Here is a 17,999-nt window from a genome sequence, read left to right as displayed (position 1 = left end):
TCCCGAACAGGACAGTGAAACGCTTCTGCGCCGATGATAGTGCGGATTCCCGTGTGAAAGTAGGTCATCGTCAGGCTAGTCAACCAGAAACGCCCAGTCGAAAGATTGGGCGTTTTTTTTTGAGAAAAATTACAGCATTGGATCCACTTGGAGTCTCAATATGAACTCCAAGTCCAAGTTCAGAATGGCTTTAGTAAGCAGGTATCATTCAGGCGCCAGATTCTGACATCTGGGATGACATGTTCATCTGAACAGCATTCATCACAAAAAGATGCGATAAAAAATCTGCCCGTAGCTCAGTCGGATAGAGCAACAGCCTTCTAAGCTGTGGGTCGGGGGTTCGATCCCCTCCGGGCAGACCATTTGTTGCGGTGTGTCAATACCGTGTGGGTAAGTTCGTTATGCTTGAGGTGAAAGGGCTTCTTGCTTTTATGCGGCTAATTTTTATTACGTTGTTTGTTCTCTTCTTGAACGACCAGGCGATTGGTGCTTTGGGGCAAGCTCCTGGCGTGTTCAGGACTGCACCTGCGCTGACGGTGCCCTCTGTGCGTATGGCTGGCGTTCAGATCAGTGGCTACACAATTCATGAAACTACGCTTGAAAGCGGGACGAGAGTTCAGGAATATGCCTCTTCAAATGGAGATGTGTTCGCGGTCGCATGGCGGGGGCCTGTCTTGCCTGATTTGAATGGGCTATTAGGAAACTATTTCAAATCATTCAAAGTTGAGGCCGAACGAGCGCATGCTGCAGGGCGCCGCGGCGCTTCGCTGAGCGTTGCATTCGATGGCCTGGTACTTCAGTCAAGCGGTCGAATGCGGGATTTTTTTGGACATGCCTTTGTTCCCGCGCTGGTTCCACATGGCGTGCTAATTGATGATGTTTTTCGGTAGTCGTATGCACAGATATGTTCTGATGCTTGTTGCCTTTGCCGCGCTCTATGCATGCGGCGGCGGTGGGGCTAGCGTTGCGCCCGTCAATGGTCTGCAATTGACTGGCCTGCCCAGCCCATCTGCGGTGGCAAATGAACTCAAGATTACCGTGGACAGCGGGGTTCCGGGCACGGGGTATAACGTGAATCGTCTGTACACGGATGTCACCATCTGTACGCCCGGTAGCACCACGCAATGTCAGACTATTGATCACGTTTTGGTGGACACCGGTTCAACGGGGTTGCGGTTGCTTGCCAGTGTGATGGCGCCTGCGTTGAATCTGAGTCGTATCAGTGGTGCCACTGGATTGCCGCTTCTCAATTGCGTGAACTTCATTGACAACACCTTTGCATGGGGCCCGGTTGCGCTGGCTGATGTGGTGCTGGCGGGGCGTACCGCCGCCCAGTTGCCAATTCAGATCATCGCAGATACTGTTGCTAGCACTACCTCGTCTGCTTGCTCTACGGGTGGCTCGCCAATTACAACGCCGTCAACGCTCGGTGCTAAAGGGGTTCTCGGTATTGGCTTGTTCAAAGAGGATTGTGGCGCATTCTGTGTCAGCGCTGCTGGAAATGGCGTTTACTTTACCTGTACTACCAGCAGTTGCTCAACGGTTGCGGGTTCCACAGCAACGGTTGCCCAACAGGTCAAAAATCCGGTATCTCAATTTTCTGTAGATGCCAATGGATTGTTGATTGACTTGCCAGCGGTAACAGTGGCGGGTTTACCATCTCTCACAGGCAAGTTGATTTTTGGGATTGGTACCCAGTCGAACAATCAAGTGGCCACCGAGGTCGTCCTGACGACAGATTCAGCAGGCCGCATCACCACGCAGGTCGGTGGACAAACCATGTCCCGGAGTTTTATCGACTCTGGCTCCAATGGTTTGTATTTTGATTCTGCAAATATTCCGTTGTGTGGTGCAACGAGTTCAGACTTTTATTGCCCGGCGTCACGCACTAACTTCTCGGCTACGTTGATTGGTGCGAATTCATCTTTAAGCCCCGTTATCGCATTTTCAATTGACAATGCAACGGTTTTGTTTGCTGGCGGCATGAACACGGTGCTTCCTGGTTTAGGCGGGGACATTGGCGACGCTAGAATTTTTGACTGGGGCCTGCCATTTTTCTACGGGCGTCGCGTATTTTTTGGTATCGAAGGCCAAACATCCTCATTGGGAACGGGGCCGTTTTACGCGTTTTGAGCCATGATTATGTGGCCGCTTCAAGGCCGTTCTTAAAGTGCTCTTGCATCAGTAAAACCGAACGTGCAGGGTCGCGTGATGAAATGGCGGCCATCAAGGCTCGATGTTCATTCAGCGATTCGGTAATACGGCCAGACTTCAGCAGGGAGTTATGGCGATTGAGCTTCATGACCTTGCGTAAATCCGCCACCATCTGATCGCGCCAGCGATTGTTGGCGATTTCCAATAAGCGCATGTGAAAGCGTTCATTGATGGCAAAGAACTGCTCCCGGTCCTGCTTGCCCGGCTGTGCCGATGACTCAAGCTCTGCATGAAGAATCTTCAAGTCCTGGATTTGGGATTCGCTCGCCTTCGCTGCGACGATGCCAGCAGCGTCTGACTCCAGCAGGCTCAGCAGGTGGTACACATTCACCAGGTCGCTGTCGGAGACTTCTGTGACGTAGGCTCCTCTTCGAACCTTCATCGTGACCAAGCCTTCTGCCGCGAGCACTTTGAGCGCTTCACGAAGCGGCGTGCGACTGATGCCATAGGCCTCTGCAATTTTCAGTTCATCAATCCAGCTACCCGGTTCGAGCTCGCGGCTGAAAATTCGCTGACGCAGAAGTTCGGCTACTTCTTCATAAAGTGCACGCGGGGAAAGGGATAAGGCTGCCATGGCTTAAATTGTAAGCTTGAAACAATTTTTTGAATCAATAATTATAAATAACGCTAAACTAGCGATAATTTCGAGAGACACTTGGTGCGGGCCTTTGGTTCCCATGTTTGTCTCGCATTATTTTGATAACCCGATTGCGAACGGCTTCCGTCATGACCCAGAAAAACCCTGAATTCCAAACCGCCAGTCTTGAGGCGTGGGGCAAAGCAGCTGCCAAGTCAGCACCGGGGGGCGATGTTGAGGCGCTCAACTGGCATACGCCAGACGGCATCACCGTCAAGCCACTCTATACCGCGGCTGATACGCAGGATCTGCCTTATACCAACACCTTGCCTGGATTCGAGCCCTACCTGCGTGGCCCGCAGGCTACCATGTATGCCGTGCGCCCCTGGACGATCCGCCAATACGCCGGTTTCTCGACTGCGCAGGAGTCCAACGCCTTCTACCGCAAGGCTCTTGCGGCGGGCGGTCAGGGTGTCAGTGTGGCCTTTGATCTGGCAACCCACCGCGGTTACGACAGTGACCATCCGCGTGTGACAGGCGACGTGGGCAAGGCCGGTGTCGCGATTGACTCCGTGGAGGACATGAAGATCCTATTCAACGAGATTCCCTTGGACAAGGTCAGTGTCTCCATGACCATGAACGGCGCCGTGCTGCCGGTGCTGGCGGGGTATGTTGTCGCGGCGGAAGAGCAGGGTGTTGGTCAGGAGAAGTTATCTGGAACCATTCAGAACGACATTCTGAAAGAGTTCATGGTGCGCAACACCTACATCTACCCACCCGCGCCCAGCATGCGCATCATTGGCGACATCATCGAGTACACGGCCAAGAACATGCCGAAGTTCAACTCGATCTCGATCAGCGGTTACCACATGCAGGAAGCTGGTGCGAATCAGGCGCTGGAGTTGGCCTTCACCCTGGCCGACGGCAAGGAATATGTGAAGACCGCCATCGCCAAAGGCATGGACGTGGACGAGTTCGCCGGGCGCCTGAGCTTCTTCTGGGCCATTGGCATGAACTTCTATCTGGAAGTGGCCAAGATGCGTGCCGCGCGCCTGTTGTGGTGCCGCATCATGAAGGGCTTTGACGCCAAGTCGCCCAAGAGCCTGATGCTGCGCACCCATTGCCAGACCTCTGGCTGGTCGCTGACCGAGCAGGATCCTTATAACAATGTGGTGCGAACTACGATTGAAGCGATGGCGGCGGTGTTTGGCGGTACCCAGTCGCTGCACACCAACAGCTTTGACGAGGCCATCGCGCTGCCCACCGAGTTCAGCTCGCGCATCGCCCGCAATACCCAGCTCATCATCCAGGAAGAGACTCACATCACCAGCGTGATCGACCCTTGGGCGGGCTCCTACATGATGGAAAAACTGACCCAAGACATGGCCGATGCAGCCTGGAAGATCATCGAAGAAGTCGAAGCCATGGGTGGCATGACCAAAGCGGTGGACAGTGGTTGGGCCAAGCTGAAAATCGAAGCGGCTGCCGCAGAGAAGCAGGCGCGCATTGACAGTGGCAAAGACGTGATCGTTGGCGTCAACAAGTACAAGCTCAAGATCGAAGACGCGATTGAGGCGCGTGACATTGACAACGTCGCGGTGCGTGATGGCCAAATTGAACGTCTGAAAAATATCAAGAAAAAACGTGACCCAGCCCTCGTCAATGCTGCGCTCACTGCTATCACTTCTGCAGCAGAATCAGGTGAAGGCAATTTGCTGGACCTGGTCATCAAAGCCATGCGTCTGCGCGCGACGGTGGGTGAGGTGAGTGATGCCATGGAAAAAATCTACGGACGCCACCGCGCCGATACACAAAAGGTGACCGGCGTGTACGCAGCTGCTTATGACTCCGCTGAAGGGTGGGACGCGCTCAAATCCGAAATCAATGCGTTCGCAGAAACCGAGGGCCGTCGCCCTCGTGTCATGATTTCCAAACTGGGCCAAGACGGCCACGACCGGGGCGCCAAAGTCGTGGCCACCGCGTTTGCCGACCTGGGCTTTGACGTGGACATGGGGCCTCTGTTCCAGACGCCCGAAGAGTGTGCCCGTCAAGCCATTGAAAACGACGTGCATGCCGTGGGTGTGTCCACGCTTGCAGCGGGCCATAAAACCCTGGTGCCCGCCATCATTGCCGAACTGAAAAAACAAGGCGCTGACGACATCATCGTATTTGTGGGCGGCGTGATTCCGCGTCAGGACTATGAGATGTTGTATGACGCAGGGGTCAAAGGCATCTATGGTCCCGGAACCCCCATTCCGGCCAGCGCCAAAGACGTGCTGGAGCAGATCAAGAAGGCGATTGCCTGAGAAGCGTTGGGACAGAACCCTGCACATGACGAAAATGCCACCGGAGACGACTACTGCTGACCGAAATTGGGCGCTCAACCCAGTTTCCGTCGGCGGGATCACCCAAAGTACGGGGGCCCGGCAACGCCGCGCCATCGCCAAAGCCATCACCTTGCTCGAATCAACCCGCGCCGACCACCGTGTGCAGGCCGACGAGTTGCTGACGGCCTTGTTGCCGCACACCGGCCAGTCGTTCCGGCTTGGCATCAGTGGTGTGCCTGGCGTGGGCAAGTCGACCTTTATCGAGGTGCTGGGTCTGTACCTGATTGATCGGGGCCACCGGGTGGCGGTGCTCACCATCGATCCGTCCAGCACCGTGTCGGGTGGCTCGATTCTGGGTGACAAGACGCGTATGGAGCACCTCTCAGTTCATGAGCGTGCCTACATCCGACCCAGCCCCAGCAGCGGCACGCTCGGTGGTGTGGCTGAGAAGACCCGCGAGGCCATGCTGGTGTGTGAGGCGGCGGGTTATGACATCGTCATCGTGGAAACCGTGGGTGTGGGTCAGAGCGAGACCGCGGTGGCCAACATGACCGACATGTTCGTGCTGATGCAATTGCCCAATGCCGGGGACGACTTGCAGGCGATCAAAAAAGGCGTGATGGAGCTGGCCGATCTGGTGTTGATCAACAAGGCGGACATTGACGCCATCGCCGCGCAACGTGCACAACTGCAAATCACGGCCGCCATGCAATTGCTGGGCCTGTTTGGCAGCCACGACAAGAAAAACTGGCATCCCAAGGCCCTGCAGCTCAGCGCCCTGAACGGGCAGGGCGTCGACACCTTCTGGGCTGCAGTGACCGAATTCAGAACGCTGCAAACCGCCAACGGCAAGCTGGCCGCGCGCCGCCAGCAACAGTCCCTGGCTTGGATGTGGGAGCGCATTGATGCCGGTTTGAAGCTGGCCTTTCGTCACCATCCGCAGGTGCAGCAGATGTTGCCCCAGCTGACCCAGGATGTTTTGGAAGGGCGCCTGCCGGCCTCGACTGCAGCACGAAATATGCTTCTAGCCCATATGGATAGTGCGCAAGCAGCTACAAAATAAATAGCAATTGATGTAACTTGTCAAAGACGATCAGACCTTCGCAAAGAGAGAAAACCATGCACGACATACTTGAACAACTTGAAGCCAAACGCGAACTCGCGCGTTTGGGCGGTGGGCAAAAGCGCATCGATGCGCAACACAAAAAAGGCAAGCTCACCGCACGTGAACGTCTGGAACTGTTGCTCGACGAAGGCACGTTCGAAGAGTGGGACATGTTTGTGGAGCACCGGTGCGTGGACTTCGGCATGGCTGACAACAAGATTCCGGGCGACGGCGTGGTCACCGGCTACGGCATGATCAATGGCCGTCTGGTGTTTGTTTTCAGCCAGGATTTCACCGTGTTCGGCGGCGCCTTGTCGGAAGCCCATGCCGAGAAAATCTGCAAGGTCATGGACCAGGCCATGAAGGTCGGCGCGCCGGTGATTGGGCTGAACGACTCGGGTGGCGCCCGCATTCAGGAAGGCGTGGCATCTTTGGGTGGTTATGCCGACGTGTTCCAGCGTAATGTGATGGCCAGCGGCGTGGTGCCCCAGATCAGCATGATCATGGGCCCCTCGGCCGGAGGCGCGGTGTATTCGCCCGCCATGACCGACTTCATTTTCATGGTCAAGGACAGCTCCTACATGTTCGTGACCGGCCCTGAAGTTGTCAAAACCGTGACGCATGAAGAAGTGAGCGCTGAAGAACTGGGTGGCGCTGTCACCCACACCACCAAGAGCGGTGTGGCCGATCTGGCGTTTGAGAACGACGTGGAAGCGCTCTTGATGCTGCGCCGCCTGTACAACTACCTGCCGCTCAACAACCGCGAAAAAGCGCCCGTGCGCCGCAGTGGCGACCCGGCCGATCGCATGGACATGAGTCTGGACACGCTGGTACCCGACAACGCCAACAAGCCCTACGACATGAAGGAACTCATCGTCAAGACGCTGGACGATGGTGACTTTTTTGAACTTCAACCCGAGTACGCCAAAAACATCCTGATCGGCTTTGGTCGCATGGAAGGCCAGACTGTGGGCATCGTGGCGAACCAGCCGCTGGTGCTGGCGGGTTGTCTGGACATCAAGAGTTCGATCAAGGCCGCGCGTTTTGTGCGCTTTTGCGACGCCTTTAACATTCCGGTCATCACCTTTGTAGACGTGCCCGGCTTCATGCCCGGCACGGCCCAGGAGTACGGCGGCATCATCAAGCACGGCGCCAAGCTGCTTTACGCCTATGCTGAGTGCACCGTGCCGAAGATCACCATCATCACCCGCAAAGCCTACGGCGGCGCTTATGACGTGATGAGCTCCAAGCACTTGCGCGGTGACGTGAACTTTGCCTGGCCCAACGCCGAGATTGCGGTGATGGGCGCCAAGGGCGCGGTGGAAATCATCTTCCGCGAAGACAAGGGCGATCCCGCCAAGCTGGCCGCCAAGGAAGCCGAGTACAAGGCCCGCTTTGCCAACCCGTTTGTGGCCGGTGCCCGGGGTTTCATTGACGACGTGATCCTGCCGCACGAAACCCGCAAACGCATCTGCCGTTCGCTGGTGATGCTGCGTGACAAGAAGCTTGAGAACCCGTGGCGCAAGCACGGCAACATCCCCCTTTGATGGCTTGAGGAGAAAGACAAAAATGTTTACAAAAATACTGATTGCCAACCGTGGCGAGATCGCTTGCCGGGTCATCAAGACCGCCCAGAAAATGGGCATCAAAACCGTGGCCGTGTACTCCGATGCCGACCGGGACGCCCGTCATGTGATGCTGGCCGACGAGGCCGTCAACATTGGCCCGGCGCCCAGCCGCGAGAGTTATTTGCTGGCTGACAAGATCATTGCCGCCTGCAAACAGACCGGCGCACAAGCGGTGCACCCCGGTTACGGCTTCTTGAGCGAAAACGCTGGTTTTGCCAAGCGCGTGGAAGAGGAAGGCATCGTGTTCATCGGCCCCAAGCACCACTCCATTGCCGCCATGGGCGACAAGATTGAGTCAAAAAAGCTGGCCGGCGCGGCCGGGGTGAACTGCATCCCCGGCGTCAACGATGCCATTGAAACGCCTGAAAAAGCGGTCGAGATCGCCAAGGGCATTGGTTACCCGGTCATGATCAAGGCCAGCGCGGGCGGCGGTGGCAAAGGCCTGCGTGTGGCCTTCAACGACAAGGAAGCTTTTGAAGGCTTCACCAGCTGCCGCAATGAAGCGCGCAACAGCTTTGGTGATGACCGTGTGTTCATCGAGAAATTCGTCGAAGAGCCGCGTCACATCGAGATCCAACTGGTGGGCGACAGCTTTGGCAACGTCATTTATCTCAACGAGCGTGAATGCTCCATCCAGCGCCGTCACCAGAAGGTGATTGAAGAGGCGCCATCGCCCTTCATCTCCGAGGCCACCCGCAAAGCCATGGGCGAACAGGCCGTGCAACTGGCCAAGGCGGTGAACTACCAAAGCGCTGGCACGGTGGAGTTTGTGGTCGGCAAGGACCAGAGCTTCTATTTCCTGGAAATGAACACCCGCCTGCAGGTCGAGCACCCGGTGACTGAATGCATCACGGGCCTCGATTTGGTGGAATTGATGATTCGTGTCGCCGCAGGCGAAAAACTGCCTTTGACGCAAGCTGAAGTCAAGCGCGATGGTTGGGCCATCGAGTGCCGCATCAACGCCGAAGACCCGTTCCGTGGCTTCCTGCCGTCCACCGGTCGCCTGGTGCGCTTTCAGCCCCCGGCAGAGACCATGTTTGCGTCGGACACCAGCCGCTGGCAGGGTGTTCGCGTGGATACCGGTGTGCAGGACGGCGGTGAAATCCCGATGTTTTACGACTCGATGATCGCCAAGCTGATCGTGCATGGCAAAGACCGGCTGGAAGCCATTGCCAAGATGCGTGAAGCGCTCAATGGCTTTGTGATTCGCGGCGTCAGCAGCAACATCCCGTTCCAGGCCGCTTTGCTGGCGCACCCCAAATTTGTGGCGGGGGACTTCAACACCGGCTTCATTGCCGAGAACTACGCGCAGGGCTTTCGGGCTGAAGATGTGCCGCATGACGATGCTGATTTGCTGATTGCCCTGGCGGCCTTTGTCAACCGCAAATTCCGCAACCGTGCCACCGCCATCAGCGGCCAGATGGAAGGCCATGAAGTGGAAGTTGGCGAGGACTTCGTGGTGGTGACGCTGGGCCAGCAAGGTGCCACCACCCCCACCCCGGTGACCGTGACCGATTTTGAAGGAAAAACAGGCTCTAGCCAAGTAACCGTGGGCGGTAGTAGCTATAAAATATGTAGCAACTACCGCCTCGGTGAAATCCGAGTCAGCGGCACTTGCAATGGAGAACCTTTCACCGCGCAGGTTGAGCGGGGTAGTTTGGCCAGCAAGAATCCGCTGGCGATCCGGGTCTCGCACAACGGCACCCAGATTGACGCTCTGGTGCTCTCCAGGCGCGCCGCCGAACTGCATGCGCTGATGCCCTACAAGGCACCGCCGGACTTGAGCCGCTTTGTGTTGTCACCCATGCCCGGCTTGCTGGTAGAGGTGGCCGTGCAGCCCGGGCAGAAGGTTCAGGCCGGTGAGCGCGTGGCCGTGATTGAAGCCATGAAGATGGAAAACGTACTGTTTGCGGCCGCTGACGGTGTGGTCGGCAAGGTGTTGGCCAGCAAGGGCGAGAGCCTGACGGTAGACCAGCCCATTGTGGAGTTTGTCTGACCATGACCCGCCCCTTCAAAGTGCTGGGCATCCAGCAAATCGCCATTGGCGGGCCAGACAAGACCCGTTTGCAAAAACTCTGGGTCGACATGCTTGGCTTGGAGGTTACCGGCACGTTTCGCAGCGAACGCGAAAACGTGGACGAAGACATCTGCACCATGGGCAGCGGCCCGTTCAAGGTCGAGGTAGACCTGATGCAGCCACTGGACCCCGACAAGAAGCCTGCGGTGCACACCACGCCGCTGAACCACGTGGGCTTGTGGATTGATGACTTGCCCAAGGCGGTGGAATGGTTGACGGCCAACGGTGTGCGCTTTGCGCCGGGTGGGATCCGCCAGGGCGCGGCGGGATTCGATATCTGTTTTCTGCACCCCAAGGCGAATGATGAGTTCCCCATTGCGGGGGAGGGCGTGTTGATCGAACTGGTGCAAGCCCCAGAGGAGGTGGTGAGCGCCTTCGCCAAACTCGCGGGCGCGTGAACCCGCAAGTTGCGGTTTAGCCTCTCTTGGCGCGGGCACGCGCCAGGGCGGCTTCAATCACGGCGCGTTTTTTGTCGAGGATGACGGGGTCCGTGTGTTGCGAATGGCCTGGCAAATCGGCCAGCTTGGTCTCGGCCTTTTCTTCAAGCCTTTTAGCGTTCTCGCCCACGTCCCGCGTGCGGCGGTAGCTATTGAATTCATAGCGGTTTTGTGCCAGATCAGCCAGTGGGCGTGACCATGCGGACCAGCCCGTGGCCGTGCCGGTGACATTCTCAAGCTCAATACAGTCCACCGGACATACCGGCAGGCACAACTCGCATCCGGTGCAGTAAGCCTCGATGATGGTGTGCATCAGCTTGTTGCTGCCCATGATCGCGTCGGTGGGGCAGGCCTTGACGCACAGGGTGCAGCCAATGCACCAGTCTTCGTCAATGAACGCCACCGTGCGAGGGCCTTCAACGCCATTGGCAGGGTTCAGCGTCGTGACAGGGCGGCCGGTGACGGCGGCCAGCCACTCAATGCCCTGTTGGCCGCCGGGCGGGCACTGGTTGATGCCCGCCTCATCCTCCGCCACCGCCTGCGCATAGGCCGCACAGTCCGGGTAGCCACAACGCGTGCACTGCGTTTGCGGCAATACCGCCAGAATCTGCGCAGCCAATGACCCCATTACTTCCTGCGAGAGGCCTTGCTTGCTACAGGTTTAATAGCTGCTTGCATAGGTTTGACGAGGACTGTGGCCGGTTTGGCAACAGCTTTCGGAGGGGTGACCGTAGCCGGGGTGAGTGCTTTCGCTGCAGGTGTTGCAACGGTTTTCACCGCTTCGACGGCCGCCTTGACTCGCTCAGCAGCGATGGTGGGCTTTTGGGCTGGTGCCTTGACAAGCTCAAGCGCCAGTTCTTTTTGCTTGGGGGCTGGCTCAACGGCTGCGACGACGGCCGCAACAGGAGGCACCGCGGGCGCCACTGGTGCCACATCAATCACCGGGGCTTTGGCGGGCTTGGCCACGGGTTGATGGTTCAGGATGAAAGCTCTCACCTCTGGGTACACCATGTCGCGCCAACGGCGACCCGCGAAAATTCCGTAGTGTCCGGCACCTTCCACGATGTAATGCTTTTGCTCCGAGTCGACCACGCCGCTGCAAATGCTGTGGACCGCTTCGGTTTGGCCGGAGCCGGAGATGTCGTCCAACTCGCCTTCGACCGAGAACAAGGCGGTGGTGGTGATGTCCTGCGGGCGCACGCGCTCGGGCACGCCTGCCGGATTTCTCACATCCCAGGTGCCATTGACCAGGCTGAACTCCTGGAAAACGACCTTGATGGTCTCCAGGTAGTAGTTGGCGTCCATGTCGAGCACGGCGTTGTATTCGTCGTAGAACTTGCGGTGGGCCTCGGTGCTGGCGCCGTCACCTTTGATCAGGTCCTTGAAGTACTCGTAGTGGCTTTTCGCGTGGTTGCTGGGGTTCATGGCCACAAAGCCGGTGTGCTGCAGAAACCCGGGGTAAACGCGCCGTCCGGCGCCAGGGAAGCTGCTGGGCACGTTGTAGATCACGTTTTTCTCAAACCAGTCGTGGCTCTTGTTCATGGCCAGGTTGTTCACCGCCGTAGGCGACTTGCGCGCATCAATCGGCCCCCCCATCATGGTCATGGTCAGGGGCGTCACTTCACCGCGGCTGGCCATCAGGGAGACCGCTGCCAGCACTGGCACCGTGGGTTGGCACACGCTCACCACGTGGCAATTGCCGTAAATACCTTGCAGGTGGCGGATGAACTCCTGCACGTAGTTCACATAGTCGTCCAGGTGAAATTCACCTTCGGACAGGGGAATCAGGCGGGCGTTTTTCCAGTCGGTGATGTAGACCTTGTGGTCTTTCAGCATGGTTTTGACGGTGTCACGCAGCAACGTTGCGTAGTGACCGGACAGGGGTGCCACGATCAGGACGGCGGGTTGGCCCTTCAGCTTGCCCAGGGTTGCCGGATCGTCGCTGAAGCGCTTGAAACGACGCAATTCGCAGAAAGGTTTGTTGATCTCGACACGTTCGTGGATGGCAATGTCGACACCGTCCACGTCAATGGTGCGCAGGCCGAATTCTGGCTTTTCGTAGTCCTTGCCCAAGCGATGCATCAGGTCGTATCCTGCGGAAATACGCTGAGAAAACGGATTTTTCCCGAACAGTGACATCGGGTTGCCATAGACCTTGGAGGCCGACTGCGCAAAGTCAGTGAAGGGCTCCATCAGGGAACGTTGGGCTTCGTAAAGTTGGTAGAGCACGGTTAATTCACTTTCAGGAAATGTTGCAGTGCAGCATAACAGTTCTGGGCCGTTGGCGCTGGGGGCAGAACTCCAATATTATTTGATTTCTGTCATGCTGCTGCAAGGTTGATCTCAAAATGCTGGCCAACATGAATATTAGCTGTTATGGCTATAAAAGATAAGCATACTGCCTTTCAATCTGTCGCGCCGGACCCTGCGTTGCCGCGGTGAACGGCCTTCGACCTTTTTCCGGAAAATTAAATGACTTCATTCGTTGATGCTAGTGGCTTTGATTCATTTCAATCGCTCCAAAAGACCGCCAGAATGCCCGTACTTTTTTTGGGTCATGGCAGCCCCATGAATGCGATCGAAGACAACGAGTACCGCCGCAGTTGGCGGGCGCTGGGCGAGCAGTTCGGCACGGTTTGGCCCAAGCCGCAGCTCATCCTCTGCATTTCGGCCCACTGGCTCACGCAGGGCTGGTGGCTGACCGCCATGTCCGAGCCCAAGACCATCCACGATTTTGGTGGGTTCCCGAAAGCGCTGTTTGATCAGCAGTACCCGGCGCCAGGCGCCCCATTGGCGGCCCAGGAGATGGCGACGGTCCTGATGCAGCCAGATACGTCGCAACCCCTGTCACTGGATACGGACACCTGGGGCTTGGACCATGGCGCCTGGTCGGTCCTCAAACCCATGTTTCCCGGGGCTGATATTCCGGTCATCCAGCTCAGCATGGACTACCAGCGTCCGCCTGCGGAGCACTATGCGCTGGGCCAACAGCTCAAAGGCTTGCGGGACCGGGGTGTGCTGATTGTGGGCAGCGGCAACATCGTGCACAACCTGCGCACCATGCAGAGAAGCGCGACTTCCGATCAGGCTTTTGACTGGGCAATTGAGTTTGACAATGTCATCGCCGACTACTTGATCAGTGGCAATCTGTCCGCTTTGCAGGCGTTTCAATCGTTGGGGGAGGTGGCCCGACAGGCGCATCCCACCTATGAGCATTTTTTGCCGCTGCTGTACGCGGCGGGTGCGGTCGACCCGGATGAGCCGCCGCAATTTTTCAATACCAGCTTTCAGGCCGCCTCGATCTCGATGCGTTCGGTGATCTGGGGCTGAGCCTTCTGGCCGCTTATTTTCAGACTACCTTGGCAATGGAGGCGCACACATAGTCAATGTTCTTGCTGTTCAGGGCCGCGACACACATACGTCCTGTGTCCGTGCCGTAAACGCCGAATTCATTGCGCAGACGAACCATCTGGTCTTTGGACAGGCCCGAGTAGCTGAACATGCCAATCTGGCTGGTGATGAAGCTCATGTCCTGCTTCACGCCGGCGGCTTTCAGGCCGTCAACCAGTTTTTGGCGCATGGCCTTGATGCGCACACGCATCTCGCCCAATTCTTTTTCCCACAAGGCGCGCAGTTCTGGGTTGCCCAAAACAGCCGCTACCACTGCGCCGCCGTGGATGGGAGGGTTCGAGTAGTTGGTGCGGATCACGATTTTGAGCTGGGACAGCACACGGTCGGCTTCGTCCTTGTTCTCGCAAAGCACAGACAAGGCGCCAACACGCTCGCCATAGAGGCTGAAGCTTTTGCTGAATGACGTGGAAACGAAGAAGTCCATGCCAGCCGCGACGAACTTGCCGATCACGGCGCCGTCTTCGGTGATTCCGTGACCAAAGCCCTGGTAAGCCATGTCCAGGAACAGCACCAGGTTCTTGGCCTTGACGGCGGCGATGACCTGATCCCACTGCGCTGCAGTGATGTCGTAGCCGGTGGGGTTGTGGCAGCAGGCGTGAAGCAGAATGATGGTGCCCGGAGCGGCGGCGTTCAGGTCTGCCAGCATGCCGTCAAAGTCAATACCGCGGTTGGTTGCGTCGTAGTAGCGGTAGCTCTCAACCGTGAATCCGGCGCTGGTGAACAAGGCGCGGTGGTTTTCCCAGCTGGGGTCGGAGATCAACACCTTGGCGTTCGGGTTGAGTTTCTTCAGGAAGTCGGCGCCAATCTTCAGGCCGCCTGTGCCGCCAATGCCTTGCACCGTGGCAACACGTCCGGACTTGACGGGTTCGCTTTCTGCGCCAAACACCAGGCTTTTGACTGCGGCGTCATAGGCGGCAATGCCATCGATGGGCAAGTAACCGCGCGGGGTGGGCTTGTCCATCATGGTTTTTTCGGCGGCTTGCACGCATTGCAGCAGAGGGAGCTTGCCGTTGTCGTCGAAATAGACGCCCACACCCAGGTTCACTTTGGCCGGATTGGTGTCGGCATTGAATTGCTCGTTCAATCCAAGAATGGGGTCACGGGGGGCCATTTCGACAGCGGAAAAGAGAGACATGAGAGAGTCCTGTGAGGAGAAGTCGGAGGGAAAATGCTGCCGCATGCAGCAGGTATCGGTTTTATTTTAACGGGGCCGTCAAACAAGGGCGCTTGAGCGGTATGTCTGGGGTGACGTGGTGGGTGCTTCGCTGGGCGTTGATGCCTCTTGCCTGGGCACAAATGGGCCCGCTCGGGACGGCCATGGCATATGCCGCTACCATATTTGGTTGTCCTCCTTTTGAATTGAGTTGCGATGTCTGCATCTGCCCCTCTTGCTCTTGCCCCGTCCAGTGAAGCCGAACCGGTTCGTACCGGCACCTTTGTGCGTTATCCGGACTCGCCTTTTGAGTTGTACCAACCCTATCCACCTGCTGGCGATCAGCCGGAGGCAATTGAGCAGCTGGTCGACGGTGTCAACGATGGGGAGGTGTTCCAGACGCTGCTGGGGGTGACGGGCTCAGGCAAGACATTCACCATGGCCAACGTGATCGCCCGGCTGGGCCGGCCCGCTATTGTGTTTGCCCCCAACAAGACGTTGGCCGCGCAGTTGTACAGCGAGTTTCGCGAGTTTTTCCCTAAAAATGCGGTGGAGTATTTCGTCAGCTATTACGACTACTACCAGCCCGAGGCCTATGTGCCGCAGCGCGACCTGTTCATTGAAAAAGACTCTGCCATCAATGAGCACATTGAGCAGATGCGCCTGTCCTGTACCAAAAGCGTGCTGGAGCGGCGTGACGTGGTGATTGTGGCCACCGTGTCGGCCATCTACGGCATTGGCCAGCCCGAGGCGTACCACAAGATGGTCATGACGCTGCGCGCGGGCGACAAGATGGGGCAGCGCGACATGATTGCGCAGCTGGTTCGCATGCAGTACCAGCGCAATGACATGGACTTTTCACGGGGCGCCTTTCGGGTTCGCGGCGACACCATCGACATTTTTCCGGCGGAGCACAGCGAAATGGCGATCCGCGTCGAGCTGTTTGATGATGAGATTGAATCGTTGCAGCTGTTTGACCCGCTGACGGGGCGCATCCGCCAGAAGATTCCGCGTTTTACCGTCTACCCCAGCAGCCATTACGTGACGCCCAGGGATCAAGTGTTGGCGGCTGTGGAAACCATCAAGGTGGAATTGTCCGACCGCGTCAAGGAGTTTGTCAGCCAGGGCAAGCTGGTTGAAGCCCAACGGCTGGAGCAACGCACCCGGTTCGACCTGGAGATGCTCAGCGAAGTCGGGCACTGCAAGGGCATCGAAAACTACAGCCGCCACCTCAGTGGTGCGCCGCCCGGCGCACCACCCGCCACACTGACCGATTACCTGCCCAAGGATGCGATGATGTTTTTGGACGAAAGCCACGTGTTGATCGGGCAATTTGGCGGTATGTACAACGGCGACCGCTCTCGCAAGACGACGCTGGTGGAGTACGGCTTTCGTCTGCCCAGTGCGCTGGACAACCGGCCTTTGAAGTTTGAAGAGTTCGAGACCAAGATGCGCCAGGCCATTTTTGTGTCGGCCACGCCGGGCCAGTGGGAAAAAGACCATGCAGGGCAAGTCGTTGAGCAATTGGTGCGTCCGACCGGTCTGGTGGACCCTGAGGTCGAAGTGAGGCCAGCGAGCAACCAGGTGGACGATGTGCTGCAGGAAATCCGCATTCGCGTCGAGAAAAACGAACGAGTCCTGATCACCACGCTGACCAAGCGCATGGCAGAGCAGTTGACCGATTACCTGAGTGACAACGGGGTGAAAGTGCGGTATCTGCACAGTGACGTGGACACGGTGGAGCGTGTCGAAATCTTGCGGGATCTGCGTTTGGGCACTTTTGATGTGCTGGTGGGGATCAATTTGCTGCGCGAGGGGCTGGACATTCCCGAAGTGTCATTGGTGGCGATTCTGGATGCAGACAAAGAGGGCTTTTTACGGTCCGAGCGCTCGCTCATCCAGACCATCGGCCGTGCTGCCCGCAACTTGCATGGGCGGGCCATTCTTTATGCCGATAAGGTCACGGACTCCATGAAGAAGGCCATGGGAGAGACCGAGCGTCGCCGTATCAAGCAGGTCGCGCATAACGAAGCTCATGGGATCACGCCCCGCAGCATTGTGAAGCAGGTCAAAGACCTGATTGACGGTGTCTATAGCGAGAAAGCGGGCAAAGAGGCCGAAAAACTGGAACGCGATGCCATGCAGCGGGCGCAGGTAGAGGACATGAGTGAGAAAGACATCTCCCGTGAAATTAAGCGCCTGGAGAAGCAGATGCTGGAGCACGCACGCAACCTGGAGTTCGAAAAGGCCGCCAGGGTGCGAGATCAATTGGGGATTTTGAAAGAGCAGGCTTTTGGTGCGTCCGGGAGCGATAACGTCTCCATAATTTCACAAGGTGGGAAGTAATCGGTTTTGTGACTGATCAGTCTAGGTACCCGAGCAAATTGCTGGGTTTATTGATATACTTGTACCAGCGGGTCTTGAAAAGACCCGCGCCTAAGCCCTAAAAGCGCTACTTGACATCGGTGATGTTGCGCGCAGACATGGTGGTGTTGCAGTTGTTCAACCGAATCCAAGGAGTTTGCCATGCGTCTTACTACCAAAGGCCGTTTTGCGGTCACAGCAATGATTGATCTGGGTTTGCGTCAAAGCAATGGCCCTGTCACCCTGGCCGCGATCAGCCAGCGTCAACAAATTTCCCTGTCTTACCTGGAGCAGCTTTTTGGCAAGCTCCGTCGCCATGAGTTGGTGGAGTCCACACGTGGCCCCGGTGGCGGCTACACCTTGGCACGCAGCCCAGCTGATATCACCGTGGCCGACATCATTGTGTCGGTCGATGAGCCGATTGATGCGACACAATGCGGCGGCAAGGAAAATTGCCTGGGTGAAGGCACACGTTGTATGACGCACGATCTGTGGGCTTCGCTCAATGTCCGCATGGTTGAGTTTCTCGAGTCGGTGACGCTGCAGAAGCTGGTTGATGACCAGTTGGCCAAGGGCCTGCAAATTGAGGACAAGCCCACACTCAAGCGAGCCATTTCGAGCATGCCGGCCGTCAAGCCGATTCGCATGAACGTGCCAAACTCGGTGTTTGCGCTGGGCAATGCATTTTCAAAAATCTGAACCCCGC

General features: G+C 57.3%; 14 protein-coding genes and 1 tRNA gene. 11 read left to right on the top strand and 4 right to left on the bottom strand.

Going from position 1 to position 17,999, the window contains the following annotated elements; genetic code table 11:
- Nucleotides 1-285 precede the first annotated feature (285 nt).
- The 3 genes from AC097N_RS10110 to AC097N_RS10100 all read left to right on the top strand — a co-directional run bounded on the left by AC097N_RS10110 (nucleotide 286) and on the right by AC097N_RS10100 (nucleotide 2,133).
- Nucleotides 286-362: transfer RNA gene (locus AC097N_RS10110), tRNA-Arg, on the top strand.
- A 39-nt stretch (nucleotides 363-401) separates the two neighbouring features.
- Nucleotides 402-890 carry a DUF2844 domain-containing protein gene (locus tag AC097N_RS10105; protein ID WP_479580828.1) on the top strand — a complete coding sequence of 163 codons (489 nt, stop codon included), beginning with the start codon at nucleotides 402-404 and terminating at the stop codon, nucleotides 888-890.
- Nucleotides 891-912: 22 nt separating this feature from the next.
- Nucleotides 913-2,133: a DUF3443 domain-containing protein gene (locus tag AC097N_RS10100; protein ID WP_479580827.1), complete on the top strand. Its 1,221-nt coding sequence runs from the start codon at nucleotides 913-915 to the stop codon at nucleotides 2,131-2,133.
- Between the two features lie 7 nt (nucleotides 2,134-2,140).
- Here AC097N_RS10100 and AC097N_RS10095 read toward each other — a convergent pair whose 3' ends face one another.
- On the bottom strand, nucleotides 2,141-2,788 hold the full coding sequence (locus AC097N_RS10095; protein WP_479580826.1) for a GntR family transcriptional regulator: 648 nt from the start codon (nucleotides 2,786-2,788) through the stop codon (nucleotides 2,141-2,143).
- A gap of 152 nt (nucleotides 2,789-2,940) precedes the next feature.
- On the opposite strand from AC097N_RS10095, the gene scpA reads away from it, so the two are divergent.
- The 5 genes from scpA to AC097N_RS10070 are packed head-to-tail and all read left to right on the top strand — an operon-like array spanning nucleotide 2,941 to nucleotide 10,326.
- Nucleotides 2,941-5,097, top strand: a complete 2,157-nt coding sequence (scpA, locus tag AC097N_RS10090) for a methylmalonyl-CoA mutase (RefSeq protein WP_479580825.1) — start codon at nucleotides 2,941-2,943, stop codon at nucleotides 5,095-5,097.
- Nucleotides 5,098-5,122: 25 nt separating this feature from the next.
- On the top strand, nucleotides 5,123-6,181 hold the full coding sequence (gene meaB, locus AC097N_RS10085) for a methylmalonyl Co-A mutase-associated GTPase MeaB (RefSeq protein ID WP_479580824.1): 1,059 nt from the start codon (nucleotides 5,123-5,125) through the stop codon (nucleotides 6,179-6,181).
- Between the two features lie 56 nt (nucleotides 6,182-6,237).
- Nucleotides 6,238-7,770 (top strand): acyl-CoA carboxylase subunit beta, encoded by a 1,533-nt coding sequence (locus tag AC097N_RS10080; RefSeq protein ID WP_479580823.1) that lies wholly within the window; start codon nucleotides 6,238-6,240, stop codon nucleotides 7,768-7,770.
- Between the two features lie 22 nt (nucleotides 7,771-7,792).
- The gene (locus AC097N_RS10075; RefSeq protein WP_479580822.1) at nucleotides 7,793-9,847 is read left to right on the top strand and encodes an acetyl-CoA carboxylase biotin carboxylase subunit; all 2,055 of its coding nucleotides are present in this window, start codon (nucleotides 7,793-7,795) and stop codon (nucleotides 9,845-9,847) included.
- Between the two features lie 2 nt (nucleotides 9,848-9,849).
- Entirely contained in the window at nucleotides 9,850-10,326 is a 477-nt protein-coding gene (locus tag AC097N_RS10070; RefSeq protein ID WP_479580821.1) for a VOC family protein, read from the top strand.
- A 16-nt stretch (nucleotides 10,327-10,342) separates the two neighbouring features.
- Here AC097N_RS10070 and rsxB read toward each other — a convergent pair whose 3' ends face one another.
- Both rsxB and AC097N_RS10060 read right to left on the bottom strand, forming a co-directional pair.
- On the bottom strand, nucleotides 10,343-10,993 hold the full coding sequence (rsxB, locus tag AC097N_RS10065; RefSeq protein WP_479580820.1) for an electron transport complex subunit RsxB: 651 nt from the start codon (nucleotides 10,991-10,993) through the stop codon (nucleotides 10,343-10,345).
- A complete protein-coding gene (locus AC097N_RS10060; RefSeq protein ID WP_479580819.1) occupies nucleotides 10,993-12,594 on the bottom strand; it encodes a polyhydroxyalkanoate depolymerase in 1,602 nt (533 codons plus the stop codon). Before AC097N_RS10060 ends, rsxB begins: the two co-directional genes overlap by 1 nt.
- Before the next feature lie 243 nt (nucleotides 12,595-12,837).
- On the opposite strand from AC097N_RS10060, the gene ygiD reads away from it, so the two are divergent.
- Nucleotides 12,838-13,695, top strand: coding sequence for a 4,5-DOPA-extradiol-dioxygenase (ygiD, locus tag AC097N_RS10055; RefSeq protein WP_479580818.1), 858 nt, complete (start codon nucleotides 12,838-12,840; stop codon nucleotides 13,693-13,695).
- A gap of 19 nt (nucleotides 13,696-13,714) precedes the next feature.
- Here the strand turns inward: ygiD and AC097N_RS10050 are convergent, their stop codons facing one another.
- On the bottom strand, nucleotides 13,715-14,911 hold the full coding sequence (locus AC097N_RS10050) for an amino acid aminotransferase (protein ID WP_479580817.1): 1,197 nt from the start codon (nucleotides 14,909-14,911) through the stop codon (nucleotides 13,715-13,717).
- A 234-nt stretch (nucleotides 14,912-15,145) separates the two neighbouring features.
- On the opposite strand from AC097N_RS10050, the gene uvrB reads away from it, so the two are divergent.
- Both uvrB and AC097N_RS10040 read left to right on the top strand, forming a co-directional pair.
- A complete protein-coding gene (uvrB, locus tag AC097N_RS10045; RefSeq protein ID WP_479580816.1) occupies nucleotides 15,146-17,275 on the top strand; it encodes an excinuclease ABC subunit UvrB in 2,130 nt (709 codons plus the stop codon).
- Between the two features lie 180 nt (nucleotides 17,276-17,455).
- Nucleotides 17,456-17,992 (top strand): Fe-S cluster assembly transcription factor, encoded by a 537-nt coding sequence (locus AC097N_RS10040; protein ID WP_479580815.1) that lies wholly within the window; start codon nucleotides 17,456-17,458, stop codon nucleotides 17,990-17,992.
- The last annotated feature ends 7 nt before the right edge of the window (nucleotides 17,993-17,999 follow it).

The organism is Rhodoferax sp. LS1R11 (assembly GCF_056521395.1).
Note: the sequence above shows the minus strand (reverse complement) of the source record. Positions and strands in the feature narration are given on the sequence as shown.